Source organism: Pantoea sp. X-Soil-YNGN-844, assembly GCF_059730595.1.
Map to the genome: position 1 here is coordinate 1,965,663 of NZ_AP036007.1, position 17,245 is coordinate 1,982,907.

Consider the following 17,245-nt stretch of genomic DNA (forward strand, 5'->3'; position numbering starts at 1 on the left):
TCGGTTGCTCTGAGCAGCGCGACATCTGACCTGGTCCGCATTCACGTTAAAAATGGAGAGAAACATGCGCAATACCCTGGGAAGATCGGCGTTTGCCGTGACGCTGTATGCTCTGCTGGAGCCGGTGCCGCTGGGCTTTTTTGTGGCGGCCTGGCTGTTTGACATTCTCTACATGCAGACCTTTGTGCAGTTCTGGACGGATGCCGCAGGCTGGCTGATTGCGCTGGGACTGATACTGGCCATCGTGCCACGCCTTATTGCACTGGTTTATCTGTTTCGCGGCAGTGACAGCGCGGAAAAGGGCCATTTCTGGCTCTGGCTGGTGGCCATCATCATCGCTATCGTCAATGCGTTTATTCACAGCCGTGATGCCGCCGCGGTGATCCCGCTGGGCGTAACGCTCTCGACGCTGGTGGTAGCGCTGCTGCTGCTGGCGAATGTGCAACTTGCGTTACGTCAGCGTAGCGCTTAAGGAGGAGCCACCATGAACATACCGCATAAAACGCTGCTCGCGCTGACCCTGACCACGCTGCTGGCAGGCTGTGATGATGGTGCGCTGGTCGATCCGCAAAAGCAGATCGGACCCAATCCCGAACTGCCGCAGGCGCAGAATTTCTTTATGCCGCCGATGCAGGTGCCGGAAGGCACGCCCTGGAAAGCCGGTGAAATGCCAAAAGTGGCTGATGGCCTGAAGATTGAGAAGATTGCTGAGAATCTGCAGCATCCGCGTCAGGTCTACGTGCTGCCAAACAATGATGTGCTGGTCGCGGAATCCAATGGCCCGCCAAAACCGACCACCCGGCCTAAACAGCTGATTATGGGTATCGTGCAGAAAGCGTCAGGCAAGGGCGGCGCAGGCGGCAACCGCATTACGCTGCTGCGTAACGTTAATGGCAAATGGGAGCAGCATCGCTTTATTGAGAATCTGCACTCGCCGTTTGGTATCCAGCTGATTGGGAATACGCTCTACGTGGCGAATGCTGACAGCCTGGTGAAGTTCCCCTATCGCGAAGGGGACACGGAGATCCGTACTGCTCCTGAAGAGGTAACGGAGCTGCCGGGCGGACCGATTAACCACCACTGGACCAAGGCGCTGTTAGCCAGCCCCGATGGTAGCAAACTCTATGTGGGCGTTGGCTCCAACAGTAACGTCACCGAAAACGGCATTGGCGCAGAGTATCGCCGGGCAGCGGTACTGGAAGTGGATGCGGCCAGCGGTGCCAGCCGTATTTACGCCAGCGGTCTGCGCAATCCGACCGGCCTGCAGTGGGAACCGCAGAGCGGCAAGCTGTGGGCTATCGTCAACGAGCGTGATGAAATCGGCTCCGATCTGGTGCCGGACTACCTGACCTCGGTACAGGATAAAGGTTTTTACGGCTGGCCCTATAGCTACTTTGGTCAGCATGTGGATACCCGTGCCGAACCCCAGCGTCCCGACCTGGTTGAGAAGGCGATCAAGCCCGATTACGCCCTGAGTTCGCATGTCGCACCGCTGGGCCTGCTGTTCTACGGTGGTGATAATATGCCGCAGTACCGTGGCGGTGCGTTTATCAGCGAGCATGGCAGCTGGAACCGGACGCCGCTGAATGGCTACAAAGTGGTGTGGGTGAAATTTGAGAATGGCAAGCCGGTGGGGCAGCCGCAGACGGTGGTTTCGGGCTTCCTGACGGACGATGAAAAGCAGGTGCGTGGTTTGCCGGTCGGTCTCGCCAGCGATAAACAGGGCGGCGTGCTGATCGCTGACGACGCAGGGAATACCGTCTGGCGTATCAGCGCCGCGAAGTGAGTACTGCGCGGATTGAGTTATCGCCGTAAAACAGACATAAAAAAAGGATTTGGCATCGCGCCAAATCCTTTATTTTTTTGTTCGCTACCCGGCTGGTAACCGCGCTGCGAACGAGGTGCTCAGCACTCTCCACAAACAAGATTGTAAAATGTGCGGCTAAGGATTTCAAGTTTCGCCAAAATACTGTATGTTTATACATGTGTTGAGTGTTGAGCATCGCCTCATAGTCGACTGGCCGCTCCCAGGGGCACGGTTTTAAAAATCCCGGCAGGCATCAGGTGGTGCTGGCCTGTGGCTTTAACCATGAGTGCCGCTCAGCCCTCTCCACAAAGATGTGCTCAGGCACCCGGCGGGTAGAGTCAAAGCCCTGGTTGCCGAATAGCGCGCTCCTGAAAAAGGAGAAGGAAAGTGATGGAACTGACTAAGCTGATTCTGGATCTTATCCGGGTCATCTTGCAGATCATCGTTGCCCTTATGCAACTGACCGGTCACGCAGGTTAACCGGAACTTGAAACAAGGCGGAGCTAACCACTCCGCCTTTTTTCTGTGTCAATTCTCTGTCATTAAAGGCGGGTAAGGTGGTGCGGCAAAAGCACGCCGCCGGGGTGCTGCTTATCCTGACAGGGAGCAATATGTCCATTGCCGCCGTTATGCCCGCCCGATTAATGCATACCTGGATTGATGACAGTGTACGGATGCGGGAAACCACCGTAGGTCAGCAGTGCGAGATCCTGGCGCACAGCGTGCTGGAATACAGCGAGCTGGGTGACTTCTCCTATGTGGGTGAGCACTGCTGTCTGGCCGACACCCAGGTGGGGCGTTTCTGCGCCATTGCCAATCAGGTGCGGATTGGTGCGCCGAATCATCCGATGGACCGCGCTTCGCAGCATCGCTTTACATACTGCCCGGAGTATTACCATCCCGACGCGCGGCGCGATCAGGGTTTCTTTGCTGCCCGTCGTGCCGATCGGGTGGTGATAGGCAATGATGTCTGGATCGGTCACGGCGTGATTGTGCTGCCCGGCGTGACTATTGGCGATGGTGCGGTGTTGGCCGCAGGCGCAGTAGTTACCAAAAACGTTGCCCCCTACAGCGTTGTGGGCGGTGTTCCGGCCCGGCCATTGCGGGTCCGATTTACGCCCGCGATTGCCGCCCGCCTGCAGCGCATTGCCTGGTGGAACTGGCCACTGGAGAAACTGCTCGCGAATCTGCCCGATTTTCAGCACGGCGACATCGACGCGTTCTGCCAGCGGCACGGGGAATAATTATCTCAACGTCAGCCGGTTCGCACGCCGATAAAGCGCACGATCCGCTGCCCATAAAGTCCCACCGCCAGCCCGGCGACGATCAGCATCAGCGCGACGATTTTCTGAGCTGAAACTGTTTCGCCAAATATCGCCACTGAGCCCAGAATGCCGAACACCGGCACCAGCAGCGACAGCGGCGCCACCGTGGAGACCGGATACTGTTTCAGCAGCCAGTTCCACACCCAGTAGCCCAGCAGGGTGTTGGGATAGACCTGAAACAGTATCGATACCACCGCTTTCATATCCAGCTGCGTGAACAGCGCATGATAGCCTGCGCTGCCATTGACCAGCCCGTCCAGCAGGAAGAGCGGGATGGGTGCAAAGGCGCTCGACCAGACCAGAAACGCAAACACCTGCCGGGTCGCCGCTTTTTTGTTGATGATGTTAGCAATGCTCCAGGCGATCGCGCCTGCCAGCACCAGCAGCATACCGGAGAAGGTCACCGAGCCATCGGTAATAAAGAAAATGCTCAGCAGACCGGCGCAGGCCAGCAGACATCCGGCAACCTGATAGCGGCTGAGGCGCTCTCTGAATACCCAGCCACCCAGCAGCAGGGTGAAAAAGGCGCTGAACTGCAACAGCAGCGAGGCGATGCCCGCCGACAGCCCGGTTTTAATCCCCAGATTCACCAGTCCCCACAGACCGATGCCGAAGACAAGGCCGTAGCTGATCAGGTAGCGCCACGGCACGTCCGGTTTCCGGATAAAGAACAGCGCGGGCAGGGCGCAGAGCGTAAAGCGAATGCCCGCCAGGATAAAGGGATCGACCGCATGCAGCCCGAGTTTGATAACGGAAAAGTTTACGCCCCAGATGGCGGTGACCAGCACGGCGAGTAGCAGATGCGATAATTTCATGATTGACGTGCTCCATACCAGCAAAGAAAGGCTGAGGCGCTGACGGCTGCCCCGGCATAACAGACAGCCTGCCATCCCCAGTGAGCGTACAGCTGAGTCGCCGCAATGGCCCCCAGCGCACTGCCCAGCGAGTAAAAGCACATGTACGCACCGACCAGACGACTGGCCGCTTCGGGGCGGGCAGTGACGAGCAGGCTCTGATTAATCACGTGCACTGTCTGAACAGCAAAATCGAGCAGGATCACCCCGAAAACCAGCAGCAGGATTGAGCTCTGAAGCGCGGCTATCGGCAGCCAGGAGAGGGTCAGCAGCACCAGGGCTAAGCCGGTGGCACGCTGGCCCCATCCCCGGTCAGCCCAGGCGCCTGCTCTGGTGGCCGCCAGCGCACCGGCCAGGCCTGCCAGTCCGAACATCCCGGTCTGAGTGTGTGACAGTGACAGGGCGGTCAGCGGCAGCACCATCGAGGACCAGAGCATACTGAAGGCCGCGAAAATCAGCAGCGCCAGGATGCCACGTTTGCGCAGCTGGGGTTCTGTATGGAATAGCCGCAAAACTGACAGTAACAGCAGCGGGTAAGCGGTGCGCTGCGTCTCGCCGGTTGAGGCGGGCAGCACTTTTATGAGTACCAGCGAGATCAGCAGTAACAGGCAGGCGGCCGTCAGAAAGACCGTCCGCCAGCCCGCCAGATCGGCAATCATCCCCGAAATAAAACGCGCCAGCAGGATGCCGATCACGATGCCGCTGGTCACGCTGCCGACCACCCGCCCGCGCTGTTCTGGCGATGCCAGCATGGCGGCCCAGGCCACCATCAGCTGCGTGACCACTGCCATCAATCCCACCAGCAGCATCGCGCCCAGCAGCGTCGTCAGATCGGGCGCGAAAGCTGCGGCGGTTAATGCCAGCACGGAAAGCAGTAGCTGGATAACCACCAGTTTTTTGCGATTCACGCAGTCGCCCAGCGGCACCAGAACGATCAGCCCGATGGCGTAACCGATCTGCGTGGCTGTCACCACAGCGCCAATGCTGCCGGGGGAAACATTCAGGCTGGCGGCTATCGACTTCAGCAATGGCTGCGCCGAGTAAACATTGGCGACCGCCAGCGCAGAGGTAAGTGAGAACAAAACGATCATCCGGGGCGTAAGCATCGGCGTCGCAGCGGGCGGCGAATTTGCTTCAGAAGGACAGGTCTTGCCAGTTGTTGTGGTCATCATAGCGCCTGAGTGGTTTTTGTTTGAAACCAGGTTGCAACATAATTATCAGTAGAGGTTTTTTTTTGCAACTTCTTTTGCGTCTGGCTAAGCTGGCTTTATCAGACAGACAAAGTGAGAGAAGAGTATGGCTAAGCAGGAATCCCTGAGAACCAGCGAGTGCCCGGTTGCCAGAACCCTGGAATCAATTGGGGAACGCTGGTGCATGATGATCGTGCGTGAAGCCTTTGATGACGTCCGCCGATTCAGTGATTTTCAGCGCAATCTGGGGCTGGCAAAAAATATCCTGGCGTCGCGCCTTAAGCAGCTGGTGGAGATGGGGGTATTTGAGATTGCGCCAGCCTCCGATGGCAGCGCCTACAACGAATATGTCCTGACTGAGAGAGGTCGTGCGCTGTTTCCGGTGGTAGTGGCTATGCGCCAGTGGGGCGAGCGCTATCTGTTTGAGAAGGGCGAGACGCACTCGGTGCTGCTGGATAATGCAGAAGGCAAGCCGCTGCCGCGCCTGGAGGTCTGTTCCTCAACGGGGCAAAAACTGGACCCGGCCGACTGTCATCGCCAGCGGGTAGTCGCGGAAGGTTAACTGTCAGAGGATTTCTGCCTCTGCACTCTCTGAATCTGGCTGGCCTGACATTCCACACGTCCCGATCATGATTGTCAGCCTGTCGATATCATCACATTTTCCAATGACAGGTTGCCTTGTAACTTGCCGACGTGCATGACATTCTCGCTGATTGTATAGACATGTACCTTCAACCCTGAGCCGGGCACTTCACCTTTTCAGTTAACGCGTCTCTCACTGTTTCAGCGAGGAATCTATGTCGGTCAAAACATCTGCAGCAGACTATTCAGGCGCAGAGAAACAGCGCCTGTCAGAAACCCGTTCCATTGATTACATCCCGTTGCGCGAACGCCATGGTCATCCCTTTAGCCAGTTTACGCTCTGGTTTGGGGGCAACCTGCAGATCACGGCCATTGTCACGGGTGCACTGGCCGTGGTACTGGGTGGCGACGTTGTATGGTCGCTCATTGGCTTACTGGTGGGTCAGATTCTGGGTGCAGCGATCATGTCTTTACATGCTATTCAGGGCCCGCGCCTGGGTTTACCGCAGATGATCACCAGCCGTATGCAGTTTGGCGTGTTTGGTGCCGTTATTCCGCTGGTGCTGGTCTGCATGATGTATGTGGGGTTTTCAGCCAGTGGGACAGTGTTAGCGGGACAGGCGCTGGCTAAACTTATCCATGTCAGCAATTCAGCCGGAATGATCCTGTTCAGCATCCTCATCGTGATCATTGCGGTGCTGGGTTATCGTGTCATCCATCAGCTGGGGAAAGTGGCGAGCGTTATCGGCGTTTTAGCCTTTGCTTATCTGTTTATCACGCTGTTTTCTGTGCATGATTTATCCGCCGTCTGGCAGAATCAGCACTTTACCGTAGCGAATTTCCTGCTGGCGGTCTCCCTTTCTTCCTCATGGCAGATTGCTTTCTGTCCCTATGTCTCGGACTATTCACGCTATCTGCCGGCGGATGTCTCTGCAAAGAAACTGTTCAGCGCGGTCTTTTTCGGCACCGTGCTTGGCACCCAGGCTTCAATGACGCTGGGGGTGATCGTCGCGGCTATTGCCGGTAGTGCGTTTGCAGGTAATGAGGTGGGTTACATCGTGAGCATGGGCAGCACGGCAACCATGGCGATGGTGATTTATTTTGCGATTTGCTTCGGGAAAATCACCTTTACCACGCTGAATGCGTACGGCAGTTTTATGTCACTGACGACCATCGTGTCTGGCTTCCGGCAGCAAACCACGCTGAGTCGGGGCGCACGCATTCTGTTTGTGGTGCTGATGGTGGCGCTGGCCTGCGTTATTGCTCTGCTCAGTGAACCGGCCTTCCTGAAATCCTTCACTCACTTCCTGCTCTTCCTGCTGGCTTTCTTTGTGCCCTGGAGCGCGATCAGCCTGACCGATTTCTATCTGCTCACTAAAGGCAGGGTCGATGTCCCGGCACTGTCGCAGCCGGATGGACGCTATGGACGCTGGAATCTGGCCGGTATCACCGTCTATTTCCTGGGCGTGCTGGTACAACTGCCGTTTATTGATAATCCGCTGCACCATGGCTCGCTGACCTGGATTTTTGCCGGCAATGATGTCTCGTGGATCATCGGCTGGTTTGCGACGGCGCTGTTATGGCTATTCGCCAGCCGCTGGGATCGCCGTGGCAGACCTGAACAGTCAATCTATACCGCTAGATAAAAAGGCAAAAGCCGCCATGAAAGGCGGCTTTTGTTCCGGGCTGAATGTGTGATCGGCAGGGTGTCAGGCTAAGGCGCAATCCGTCATGCCAGGGAATCTTCCTGCCTGAGATTAGGCCGCTGAAACATCGGCCGCGCCAGTCTGCGCTTCAGCCACCAGCGGCTTTTCTGGCTGCAGCAGCGTCATCGCCAGCATGCTACCGAAGGCGATGACTGCAGTGACGGTAAACATCGCGTTGTAACCGTAATATTCCGCCAGCCAGCCGCAGAGCATCGGAGAGATAATTGCCGCCAGGTTGGCTATGGCCAGCGTCATGCCGCTGTAGGTGCCGACCGACGCTTTCGGGGTGACATCAATCACTACCGACCAGTAGACATTATTCACCAGCGCATTCAGCGCATTGCCCAGCGTCATCAGTGCGATAATCCCGGCAGCCGACTGCACGTAGGGGATCGCCATAAAGCAGCAGGCGGTGCCGCACAGCGTGACCGCCGCAAACAGATTGCGCGCCAGCCGCAGGTTGCCGAAGCGGGCCAGCAGAGCATCGGCAATACGACCGCCCAGCAGCACGGTGATGCAGGCACCACTCCAGGGGATCATCGCCACGTACCACAGCGAGTGCAGGTCGTAATGGAAATTATCCTGCAGATACTTCGGCATCCAGGTCACCAGGGTAAAGGTGATGTAGAGGAAGGAGAAGTAGCCCAGCGCGTTGCAGACCAGCGTGCGGCTGGTAAAAAAGCGCCACCAGGGCAGGGAGACGCTGTCGCCTGTGCTGCGGCGCTGACCGTTCTGGATCAGTGCGCGTTCAGCCGCGCTGGTGTGAGGGCTCTTTTCCGGACTGTCGCTGAAGGTGCGGGCAAACAGCGCCATCGCCAGCAGGGAGAACACACCGAGCAGGATAAACATCATGCGCCAGTCATGGGTCAGCAGCAGCAGGCCAACCGCGATCGGGGCGGTCAGCAGCGCGCCAACCTGGGTTGAGAGCAGGCCGATACCCAGCGCGAAGCCACGCTCATTGTCGGGTGCCCAGTGGGCAATCGCCTTGTTCATCAGCGCATAGGCCGGGCCTTCAGAAAAACCAAACAGGATGCGCAGGGCCGCAAAGCCCATAATGGCGGAGCCGCCAAACAGCGCCATGCCCAGTTCACCGGCCCAGGCGGTGGCGATCTCCAGCAACGACCAGAGCACACCAGCCAGCAGCCAGACTTTCTTCGTGCCGATACGGTCGGCAAGGAAGCCGCCACACAGCGAACCAAACAGATAACCGAAGCCAAAGTAACCCAGCACCGCGCCGAGCTGGACTTTGCTGAAGTGGTACTCCGCCGCTATGGCGTTGGCCGCAAATGACAGGGCGCCGCGATCGATGTAATTGATCAGGGCGATCAGGAACAGCAGTGAAAATATGGTGTAACGGTAACGGCTGGATGTCATCTCACGTCTCCTGATTAAGTTTCTCAGGAGAGCCGAAGCAAAATTAATGCCGGAAAAGAGGTTCATCCGGCAAAACCATTGCTGACAGAGGCTGCGGGCTGCTGAGCCTGCGCTTAACGGGTTAACTGATCCCGCTAATTATTCGCCTGCGCATCAATGCGGTGCAGTCATTGCCTGTCGATGGTGAACCTCAGGCAGCGTTATGATGGGTGCTGCTGACGTGGGGCAGTGGGATAACCACCACTTCCGTTTCTGCCATGGTTTTATCCTGTGGCGTTTCACCAACGTGCTGCAAAATCTGCCGCTGATACGTCGCATCAGCGACTGTTGTCTGTTCACTCAGCAGCACGCCCGCTTCATTAACATTTTTTCCTGCCACTTTTACTTTGCTGGTGGCACTGGCCAGCATCCATTCATATTCAATGTCGACATGGCCGCTATCGATACAGCGAATTCCGCGCTGACTTAAATCATAAGCCAGCACGGTTGCCGTCGGGCCTAAAGAAATTAAGACCAGGTCAAAGTTGACTGCATTCACTAATACCGTATCGAAGAGACGATCATAAACGGAAAAAGCATTACGGTTCAGCGTCGTAATGCGTTTAATTTCACTGGCCCCCTCCAGTAAATTATTGCCTAATCCCAGACGTGTGCCACTGCCTTCAACAATTAATACCCGGCGACCCTGGTAGAGCTGTTTAAATTTATCGAATATCGTCCTGGATAATTGTTTGGTTTTATAATCGTGATAAGGGCGGGTAACGGAGGTATTGCCATACTGGTACTGATGATTCAGCAGAGCATCATAATGTTTAAAGTAAAATGATTTATGGAAGAACCAGAACAGGGCCGATCCATTTTTCATATTGCGGGTGGTGCGAAAAGCATCTGGCAGGCAAATCAGACAGTTCGGGTTGTCCTGGGTCGCCTGCTGCAGCAGCGCCTTAAGCCTTGCCGACAGTTTTGGGTCAAATGGCTGAAAACCAATGTTTTTATACCAGGTCATCTCCAGTTCCCCGTCGCCGTAACGGGCCAGTGATAATTGCGGTTTACGTAATAGCAGATCGATAGTTTCTTCTATCGACATGACGGAATAACGTTTAACCCGTGCCTGCGCGGCAGGATAGCGAATGGCCGCATTAATAAATTTAAACGGGAAACGAAACTTACGATAAATAGCATTAAGTGCGGACATAATTATCCTTAGGTTATTGCTGCCAGTGAAAATCCCGCCTGCTGGCCGGATAAATTTTTATAAGAGTGATGATATATATCACAGATAAAAGTCGGGTCGGGCTACGGAATATCTGAAATCGTTTTATTCACCAGGATCTCTTTCATTATTAATCTATTTCTTACCGAAGTCAGCGCTAAAAAATAATGGCAGAGCAAAGTCAATTGCCAGAATTAATAATCTGAAAATCATTGAAACCGCATGAGCACTGATAACCGGACGGTTTAAAACAGCAGCGCACTACGTTTTCTGATTTTAGCATTAAGAGTTGTTGCAGCAAGACGTTAATAAACCATTATGCTTATTTGACACTCATTATCCCTGTCTGGTCACCCTTAAGCTGGCGTTCATGAAGCGCGGCTGGTCTGTTAATTTTTCGTCTTTGAACAAAAGGTGCGATAACTCACGGCCTATCGTTAATTTTTTGTGATGAATATCGCGTATTTGCCCCTTAGGAAAGTAAATAAAGCGGTCTCATCGCCCCTGCAGTCGACATTATTAATAAATATTTTTAATGGGTTACGCTTATACACGTTTTTACATATTTCTCACGTAAGTTAAGATCTCGTTGAATTTATGTTTCCAGTTTAACTTTCTGATGACCGCTAATGACCCGAGGATGGATCATGATAAATAAAATAACCAGTGTAATCATGGTGATATTGGCTATCGCCCTGATTTATATGGGAGGACAACTTCTGCTTGCAGGAGGCAGCGCGTTCTATGCGTTGATGGGTGTGGGCGTTGTGCTCAGCGCGATTCTGCTGATGATGAACAAACGCAGTGCACTGACGCTGTATGCGCTGCTGATGTGGGTTACGCTGTTCTGGACGATCTGGGAAGTGGGCTTCGATAAGTGGCAGTGGATCCCACGCGGCGACCTGTTTGGCGTGCTGGGTCTCTGGCTGGCTCTGCCGTGGGTGGTTCGTCCTCTCTATCAGGGACAGCGTCGCTTCCATCCTTTCCTTGGCGGCTCCGTGGTGCTGATGGTGCTGCTGGTGATTGGCCTCTGCTTCTACGATCCGCTACCGCAACAGGGCACCATCAATACCCAACGTAACAGTTCCGCGACCGGCGGTGCTGCTGAAGAGTGGAACGCCTATGGCGGGACCACCGATGGCCAGCGTTTCTCGGCACTGAAGCAGATCACTAAAGATAACGTCAAAGATCTGGAAGTGGCCTGGACCTACCACACCGGCGATCTGCGCCAGGGTGATGATGCAACCGAGTACACCTTTGAGGCGACGCCGCTGAAAGCCAACGGCATGCTCTACCTCTGTACACCGCATAACGAGGTTCATGCTCTTGATCCGGAAACCGGTGCGGTGAAGTGGAAAACAGCGCCGGATAAAAACCGCTCTTACCTGCAGCAGCACCAGACCTGCCGTGGCGTGAGCTACTTTGATGCCGGTCAGCAGGCGGAGCAGCAGGCAGGCGCATCCCCGGCTATCTGCCGTAAACGGATCTTTAATGCGACCACCGATGCCCGCCTGCTGGCGCTGGATGCCGACACCGGCAAGCCGTGTGCTGACTTTGGTGACAACGGCGTGGTAAACCTGCGCGCCAACATGGGCGAGGTGCGTCCGCACGCGCTGATGCAGACTGCCGCGCCACTGGTGGCAGGCAATCTGGTGATCGTTGGCGGTTCGGTGATGGATAACGGCTTCAACAGCGGCAACCCATCGGGTGTGATCCGTGCCTATGATGCCGTTACGGGTCATCTGGTGTGGAACTTCGATCCGGCAAATCCGGATAACACCGCACCGGTCGCCGCAGGCGCAACGTATCCGCAGGATACCCCGGTTGCCTGGGCCACCCTTAGCGCCGACCTGAAAAACGGCCTGGTTTATGTGCCGTTTGGTAACGCCTCGCCGGATGAAGTGGGGATTGAACGCGATCCTGCCAGCAACACCGAAAAATTCCGTGATGCGCTGGTGGCACTGGATCTGAAAACCGGCGCGTTCAAATGGCGTTATCAGAGTTCGAACCACGACCTGTGGGATCGCGATAACCCATCACAGCCGTCGCTGGTAGACATCAACTATCAGGGCAAACCGCAACCGGCGGTGATCCTGCCGACCAAAACCGGCAATCTGTTTGTGCTGAACCGCCTGACCGGTGAGCCGGTTTACCCGGTAGAGCAGGTTAAGGTCTCTACCGATGGCATTAAGGGCGAGCAGTACGCGGCGACCCAGCCGGTCTCCAGCCTGAACTTCATTCCGCAGCCGCTGACTGAGAAGTCGATGTGGGGCATTACGCCGTTTGACCAGATGGCCTGCCGCACGACCTTCCGTGAGCTGCGTTATGACGGTAACCCGTGGACACCGCCAACCGAGAAAGGCTCGCTGATCTTCCCGGGCAATATCGGGGTGTTTAACTGGGGTTCCGTGGCTGTTGATCCGCAGCGTCAGATGCTGATTGCGGCACCGGTGCGCCTGGCCTACAAGTACAACCTGATCAAGCGCACGCCGGAAACCGAAACCCAGCGTACCTTCACCAAAGATGGCACACCGTACTGGAATGAGAATTTCCACGGTGACTACGCTATCCACATTCAGCAGATGGCGTCGGGTCTGGGTATTCCCTGCATCGCGCCACCGTGGGGACGGATGGTGGGTGTGGATCTGACCACCGGCAAAACCGAATGGCTGCGTCGCGTTGGCACCACCAAAAACCTCAAGACCAGCTTCCTGCCTGGCCGCTTCCCGCTCGGTTTCCCTATGGGGATGGTGGCGCACGGCGGACCGCTGCTGACGGCGGGTGATCTGGTGTTCCACGGCGCAACGGCAGATAACTTCTTCCGTGCTTACGACAGCACTACCGGTGAGCTACTGTGGCAGACGGAACTGAGCGCGGGTGCACAGGCCACGCCATCTACCTTTATGGGCAAAGATGGTAAGCAGTATGTGGTGATTGCCGCAGGTGGCCACGGCTCGCTTGGCACCACGGCGGGCGACAGCGTTGTCGCGTTCCGTCTGAAGTAATTATGACCTGCTGAGCGCCGCCCTGGCGCTCAGCGTTATTACGCGTTCTCCTGGCTAACTTTCCTGCGATATCACATCTTCACTTTTATTTTCTGAATACATTTAATGCTAAGCGTCGTCAGCGACAGGCGTGCCTGATTTGCGGGAGAGTCTTTGGGCTACGCGCGGGCCTGAGGCCGGAGAGGTCACACTGCGGGTATAGGGATACTGCATTCAACGCAGCGTGCCACGTCAGTGACGTGGCACGCTAACCATTATGCGCCGACGTTCACCACGGTTTTACCGAAGTTTTTGCCATTCAGCATATCGATAAACGCCTGTGGTGCGTTCTCTAACCCTTCAATCATGTGCTCGCGATAGTGGATTTTTTTGCTCTCCACCATAGGACGCATCGCCTCCAGGAACTCTGGATAACGGTCGCCGTAATCCTGGAAGATGATAAAGCCCTGCATACGGATACGGCGCTTCAGAATGCCCGCCATGATCAGTGAGGTTCTGTCCGGGCCTTCAGGCAGTTCGCGCTGGCTGTAAGCGGAGACCAGGCCACAGACCGGCACGCGCGCCGCGGTGTTCAGCAGCGGGAACACGGCATCAAACACTTTGCCACCGACGTTTTCGAAGTAGATATCGATGCCATCCGGGCAGGCGTTTTTCAGCTGCTCTTCAAAGTCGGCACTGTGGTGATCGAGGCAGGCATCAAAGCCCAGCGTATCGACCGCATAACGGCATTTCTCTTCACCGCCTGCGACACCGACGACACGACAGCCTTTCTGCTTACCTAACTGACCCACTGTTGCGCCTACCGGACCGGTTGCCGCGGCGACGACCAGGGTTTCACCCGCTTTCGGCTGACCGATATCCATCAGACCCATATAGGCGGTAAAGCCTGGCATGCCGAGAATGCCCAGCGCCCATGACGGATGCGGCAGATCGTTGCCCAGCTTCGCAATCTCTTTGCCATCGGAGACGGCATACTCCTGCCAGCCACTCTGCGCCAGTACCCAGTCACCGGTTTTAAAATCGTTGTTTTTCGATTCGACGACCTGACAGACGGTGCCACCGACCATTGGCTGATCCAGCTCTGCCGGCGCGGCGTAAGATTTACCGTCGTCCATCCGGCCACGCATGTAGGGATCGAGTGAGAGGTAGATAGTCTTCAGCAGCACTTCGCCTTCTTTGATTTCCGGGATGGGCTGCGCCACATGGCGGAAATTCTCTTTGGTCGGCTCACCGTGAGGGCGTGAAGCCAGTAACCAGGCATGGTTCTGGGTTGCTTGTTCAGTCATATTGTCTTCCTTTTATAGCCGGGCGATGCACAGGGCATTGCCGTATGAATACCGGGAAAGTGTAGATGACTGCGGTGATATTGCGTTTAGCGCTGTGAGCGGTAAGCCGATTTTGCGGATGAGCTGGCTGAAGCTCCTGATTACGCGTCATCACAACATTTACCGGGCAAGGGCCTGTTTTGCGATTGCCGAAACAGAAAAGTTAAAACGATTCTGTGACCGGGTTTTACAGCATCCGCCTCATGACAGAGTGTACGAAGTGAACACCACTGAGCGTAAAGCGGAAGCAATGCGTCATTTGCAAATACGGTCGTTTGATGGAACTGCCTGGGCGGTTGTTAGCATCCAGGATCACAGGAAGCGCTGAATAGTGTGATAAAGATCAGTGAACTGAACAGGGAGAGAACCATGACTATTCAGCATTTGCGTATTGCCCGACCCGTGACTGATCTGAAACAAAGCAGTCAGATCTATTGCCACGGGCTGGGGTTGCAGGAAATCGGTGAGTTTACCGATCATGAGGGTTTTAGTGGTGTGATGCTGGGCGCGGAGGGATTGGGCTGGCATCTCGAATTCACACTCTGTCATACCCATCCCGTCCGGCCAGCGCCAACGGAAGACGATCTGCTGGTGCTTTACATTCCCCACCAGCCAGACTGGCTGTTTCGTTGTACCTGTATGGATGACGCAGGCTTCCAAAGAGTGCCATCCTTTAATCCTTACTGGGATCAGCGGGGCGTGACATTTATCGACAAGGATGGTTATCGTGTCGTTATCCAGCATGGCTTGTGGCAACCCACACGCTGACCCTGCACCCATCAGAAAAGGAACTCACCCTGAATATTCTTTGCTTCCACACCGCTGCCAGCAATATCGCGATCTTTGATGATGCCGCCACAACATTAGGACGTGACAACTCGCCGCTAAATCACCTGGTGATGCCTTCGCTGGTGGCCGAGGCGGAACGCAGCGGCGGGATGACGGCGGAGTTACGCTGCCGTATCGCGCAACTGATCAAAGCAATGCTGCCGCAGTTTGATGCCGTACTGATTACCTGTTCCACGCTGGGACCGGTTGCCGATGATTTCTCCGTGCAGGATCGTGTCATGCGCACCGACGGCATGTTAGCGGCGGCGCTGCAGCGTCATACGGGGCCGACGGTGGCGCTCTGTGCGGCAGAATCAACGCTGGCGGCGACGCGGGCGCTCTTCTGCCAGCACGGCAGCCAGACAGAGATTGCGCTGGTGGAGGACGCATGGGCGGCGTTTAAAGCGGGGGACACAACACGCTATTTTGCCCTGATTGCGGCAGCCGCAGAGCAGGCGTATCAGCAGGGCGCCGTTGCGGTGGCTTTGGCGCAAAGCTCAATGACGCCTGTTGCCCGGCAGTTTCCCGCGCCCCGGCGCCCGCTGACCGGTCCGCATCTGGCTTTGCAGGCTTGCTACGATCTCAGATGATCGTTACGTTATGCTTGCTCAGAGCCTGTTGCAGCGCGTCGTCCGGCTGCGTTTCTACAACCAGCGTGCTGGCCAGCGACAAGTCGCCAATGGCAAAAGCTGAGGCAGAATTCAGCTTTTCGGCTGACGCCAGCACCACGGTTTCTGCTGCACGTCCTGCCAGCGCACGCTTCACCGTCGCCTCTTCGAAATTGCCGGTAGTCAGTCCGGCAGCCGGATGCACACCGGTCACGCCCATAAAAAAGAGATCGGCATTAATGTGGTTGATCGACTCCAGCATCGCCGCGCCCACGGTCACCACTGAATGCTTATAGAGCTGTCCGCCAACCAGTATGATCTCCACCAGTGGATGATCGGCTAATGCCAGCGCCACGCTGGGACTGTGGGTGACGGCGGTAAAGCTCAGCGTTGCGGGTAACTGTCGCACCAGTTCCGCGCTGGTGGTCCCGCCATCAATCAGTACGATCTGTCCCGGCTGGATCAGCGAAACCGCCTTTTGGGCAATGATCTGCTTTGACGCAGTCTGCACGCTTTTGCGTGTTTCAAAGGTGCCCAGCGCAGCGGAAACCGGCAGTGCACCGCCATGCACCCGCTGCAATAAACCTTCCGCCGCCAGCTCACGCAAGTCACGGCGGATAGAGTCCTCAGAGAGGTTAAAACGCTGGCTGAGGTCGCGCGACTGCACCTGTTTTTCCTGAGCGAGCAGGGCAAGGATTTTCTGTTTACGCTGGCTGGATAGCATCTCTGTCCTTTGCGTGTTTTTTCTTGAATATGCACGATTGTGCATGATAGCGTGTGGGCTGTCTACTTATCCTGGAGAGCACCATGCAGCCGAACCAATCCCGAGTGCGCATCATCAGTGAGCAGTTGCTGTCAGATAACTGGTATACCCTGAAGAAATATACCTTCTCGCTGCTGCGCCGTGACGGCCAGTGGCAGGAGCAGAGCCGTGAAGCATATGACCGGGGAAACGGCGTGGTCATCCTGCTCTACAACCGTGACAAACGCACGGTAGTGCTGACCCGGCAGTTTCGCTTTCCGGTTTTCCTCAACGGACATAATGGCTTTCTGATTGAAGCGGCTGCGGGCCTGCTGGATAACGCCTCACCGGAAGCGCGCATTGTTGCTGAAGCGGAAGAGGAGACGGGTTTTCGTGTCAGCCGCGTTGAGAAGGTGTTTGAAGCCTTTATGAGCCCCGGTTCGGTGACGGAGAAGCTCTACTTCTTTATTGCTGAGTATGACGACCAGCAGCGCAGCGGGGAAGGCGGCGGGATAGCGGAAGAGGGTGAGGATATCGAGGTGCTGGAGATCGGTTTAGACCAGGCGTTGCAGGCGATAGACCAGGGTGAGATTGTGGATGCTAAGACCATCATGCTGCTGCAGCATCTGCGCCTCAAAGGCATTTTATAAGAAAGCGGGCAGAGCGCCGTTTATGCGTTCTGCCCG

The 17,245-nt window shown here is 55.9% G+C and carries 15 protein-coding genes; 9 read left to right on the forward strand and 6 right to left on the reverse strand.

The features are described from left to right. Positions 1-64: 64 nt before the first annotated feature. From AC6I8C_RS09190 to AC6I8C_RS09200, 3 genes are all read left to right on the forward strand, one after another. Positions 65-472, forward strand: coding sequence for a DUF2231 domain-containing protein (locus tag AC6I8C_RS09190; RefSeq protein ID WP_013357848.1), 408 nt, complete (start codon positions 65-67; stop codon positions 470-472). A gap of 12 nt (positions 473-484) precedes the next feature. Continuing rightward, positions 485-1,786: a PQQ-dependent sugar dehydrogenase gene (locus AC6I8C_RS09195; protein ID WP_013357849.1), complete on the forward strand. Its 1,302-nt coding sequence runs from the start codon at positions 485-487 to the stop codon at positions 1,784-1,786. Between the two features lie 632 nt (positions 1,787-2,418). Further along, positions 2,419-3,051: a DapH/DapD/GlmU-related protein gene (locus tag AC6I8C_RS09200; protein WP_497822253.1), complete on the forward strand. Its 633-nt coding sequence runs from the start codon at positions 2,419-2,421 to the stop codon at positions 3,049-3,051. Positions 3,052-3,062: 11 nt separating this feature from the next. On the opposite strand, the gene AC6I8C_RS09205 is transcribed toward AC6I8C_RS09200, so the two are convergent. Further along, positions 3,063-3,947: an EamA family transporter gene (locus tag AC6I8C_RS09205; RefSeq protein ID WP_497822254.1), complete on the reverse strand. Its 885-nt coding sequence runs from the start codon at positions 3,945-3,947 to the stop codon at positions 3,063-3,065. Continuing rightward, positions 3,944-5,155 (reverse strand): MFS transporter, encoded by a 1,212-nt coding sequence (locus AC6I8C_RS09210; protein WP_497822255.1) that lies wholly within the window; start codon positions 5,153-5,155, stop codon positions 3,944-3,946. The genes AC6I8C_RS09205 and AC6I8C_RS09210 overlap by 4 nt, the downstream gene beginning before the upstream one ends. Before the next feature lie 127 nt (positions 5,156-5,282). Here AC6I8C_RS09210 and AC6I8C_RS09215 point away from each other — a divergent pair, with 127 nt between their 5' ends. Together AC6I8C_RS09215 and AC6I8C_RS09220 are read left to right on the forward strand one after the other, a co-directional pair. Further along, positions 5,283-5,738, forward strand: coding sequence for a winged helix-turn-helix transcriptional regulator (locus tag AC6I8C_RS09215; protein WP_135908821.1), 456 nt, complete (start codon positions 5,283-5,285; stop codon positions 5,736-5,738). 235 nt (positions 5,739-5,973) lie between these two features. Further along, positions 5,974-7,404, forward strand: a complete 1,431-nt coding sequence (locus AC6I8C_RS09220) for a purine-cytosine permease family protein (protein ID WP_497822256.1) — start codon at positions 5,974-5,976, stop codon at positions 7,402-7,404. A gap of 111 nt (positions 7,405-7,515) precedes the next feature. On the opposite strand, the gene AC6I8C_RS09225 is transcribed toward AC6I8C_RS09220, so the two are convergent. Together AC6I8C_RS09225 and AC6I8C_RS09230 are read right to left on the reverse strand one after the other, a co-directional pair. After that, positions 7,516-8,838: an MFS transporter gene (locus AC6I8C_RS09225; protein ID WP_497822257.1), complete on the reverse strand. Its 1,323-nt coding sequence runs from the start codon at positions 8,836-8,838 to the stop codon at positions 7,516-7,518. 190 nt (positions 8,839-9,028) lie between these two features. Further along, positions 9,029-10,033: a GT-D fold domain-containing glycosyltransferase gene (locus AC6I8C_RS09230; RefSeq protein ID WP_497822258.1), complete on the reverse strand. Its 1,005-nt coding sequence runs from the start codon at positions 10,031-10,033 to the stop codon at positions 9,029-9,031. Between the two features lie 665 nt (positions 10,034-10,698). Here AC6I8C_RS09230 and AC6I8C_RS09235 point away from each other — a divergent pair. After that, positions 10,699-13,056 carry a membrane-bound PQQ-dependent dehydrogenase, glucose/quinate/shikimate family gene (locus tag AC6I8C_RS09235; RefSeq protein ID WP_497822259.1) on the forward strand — a complete coding sequence of 786 codons (2,358 nt, stop codon included), beginning with the start codon at positions 10,699-10,701 and terminating at the stop codon, positions 13,054-13,056. Between the two features lie 254 nt (positions 13,057-13,310). On the opposite strand, the gene curA is transcribed toward AC6I8C_RS09235, so the two are convergent. Then, positions 13,311-14,342: an NADPH-dependent curcumin/dihydrocurcumin reductase gene (gene curA, locus AC6I8C_RS09240; RefSeq protein WP_497822260.1), complete on the reverse strand. Its 1,032-nt coding sequence runs from the start codon at positions 14,340-14,342 to the stop codon at positions 13,311-13,313. A 408-nt stretch (positions 14,343-14,750) separates the two neighbouring features. Here curA and AC6I8C_RS09245 point away from each other — a divergent pair, with 408 nt between their 5' ends. Together AC6I8C_RS09245 and AC6I8C_RS09250 are read left to right on the forward strand one after the other, a co-directional pair. After that, positions 14,751-15,149, forward strand: a complete 399-nt coding sequence (locus AC6I8C_RS09245; RefSeq protein WP_497822261.1) for a VOC family protein — start codon at positions 14,751-14,753, stop codon at positions 15,147-15,149. Next, positions 15,131-15,799 carry a glutamate racemase gene (locus AC6I8C_RS09250; protein ID WP_497822262.1) on the forward strand — a complete coding sequence of 223 codons (669 nt, stop codon included), beginning with the start codon at positions 15,131-15,133 and terminating at the stop codon, positions 15,797-15,799. The genes AC6I8C_RS09245 and AC6I8C_RS09250 overlap by 19 nt, the downstream gene beginning before the upstream one ends. On the opposite strand, the gene AC6I8C_RS09255 is transcribed toward AC6I8C_RS09250, so the two are convergent. Further along, positions 15,792-16,541 (reverse strand): DeoR/GlpR family DNA-binding transcription regulator, encoded by a 750-nt coding sequence (locus tag AC6I8C_RS09255; protein ID WP_497822263.1) that lies wholly within the window; start codon positions 16,539-16,541, stop codon positions 15,792-15,794. The two genes, AC6I8C_RS09250 and AC6I8C_RS09255, sit on opposite strands and share 8 nt — an antisense overlap. Positions 16,542-16,624: 83 nt before the next feature. Between AC6I8C_RS09255 and AC6I8C_RS09260 the strand changes: the two genes are divergently transcribed. Next, positions 16,625-17,209 carry an NUDIX domain-containing protein gene (locus tag AC6I8C_RS09260; RefSeq protein ID WP_497822264.1) on the forward strand — a complete coding sequence of 195 codons (585 nt, stop codon included), beginning with the start codon at positions 16,625-16,627 and terminating at the stop codon, positions 17,207-17,209. The last annotated feature ends 36 nt before the right edge of the window (positions 17,210-17,245 follow it).

Bases quoted from the DNA above. Each gene is read 5' to 3' on its own strand.
- AC6I8C_RS09190 (WP_013357848.1), top strand. From the start codon at position 65: ATGCGCAATACCCTGGGAAGATCGGCGTTTGCCGTGACGCTGTATGCT.
- AC6I8C_RS09195 (WP_013357849.1), top strand. From the start codon at position 485: ATGAACATACCGCATAAAACGCTGCTCGCGCTGACCCTGACCACGCTG.
- AC6I8C_RS09200 (WP_497822253.1), top strand. From the start codon at position 2,419: ATGTCCATTGCCGCCGTTATGCCCGCCCGATTAATGCATACCTGGATT.
- AC6I8C_RS09205 (WP_497822254.1), bottom strand. From the start codon at position 3,947: ATGAAATTATCGCATCTGCTACTCGCCGTGCTGGTCACCGCCATCTGG.
- AC6I8C_RS09210 (WP_497822255.1), bottom strand. From the start codon at position 5,155: ATGACCACAACAACTGGCAAGACCTGTCCTTCTGAAGCAAATTCGCCG.
- AC6I8C_RS09215 (WP_135908821.1), top strand. From the start codon at position 5,283: ATGGCTAAGCAGGAATCCCTGAGAACCAGCGAGTGCCCGGTTGCCAGA.
- AC6I8C_RS09220 (WP_497822256.1), top strand. From the start codon at position 5,974: ATGTCGGTCAAAACATCTGCAGCAGACTATTCAGGCGCAGAGAAACAG.
- AC6I8C_RS09225 (WP_497822257.1), bottom strand. From the start codon at position 8,838: ATGACATCCAGCCGTTACCGTTACACCATATTTTCACTGCTGTTCCTG.
- AC6I8C_RS09230 (WP_497822258.1), bottom strand. From the start codon at position 10,033: ATGTCCGCACTTAATGCTATTTATCGTAAGTTTCGTTTCCCGTTTAAA.
- AC6I8C_RS09235 (WP_497822259.1), top strand. From the start codon at position 10,699: ATGATAAATAAAATAACCAGTGTAATCATGGTGATATTGGCTATCGCC.
- curA (WP_497822260.1), bottom strand. From the start codon at position 14,342: ATGACTGAACAAGCAACCCAGAACCATGCCTGGTTACTGGCTTCACGC.
- AC6I8C_RS09245 (WP_497822261.1), top strand. From the start codon at position 14,751: ATGACTATTCAGCATTTGCGTATTGCCCGACCCGTGACTGATCTGAAA.
- AC6I8C_RS09255 (WP_497822263.1), bottom strand. From the start codon at position 16,541: ATGCTATCCAGCCAGCGTAAACAGAAAATCCTTGCCCTGCTCGCTCAG.
- AC6I8C_RS09260 (WP_497822264.1), top strand. From the start codon at position 16,625: ATGCAGCCGAACCAATCCCGAGTGCGCATCATCAGTGAGCAGTTGCTG.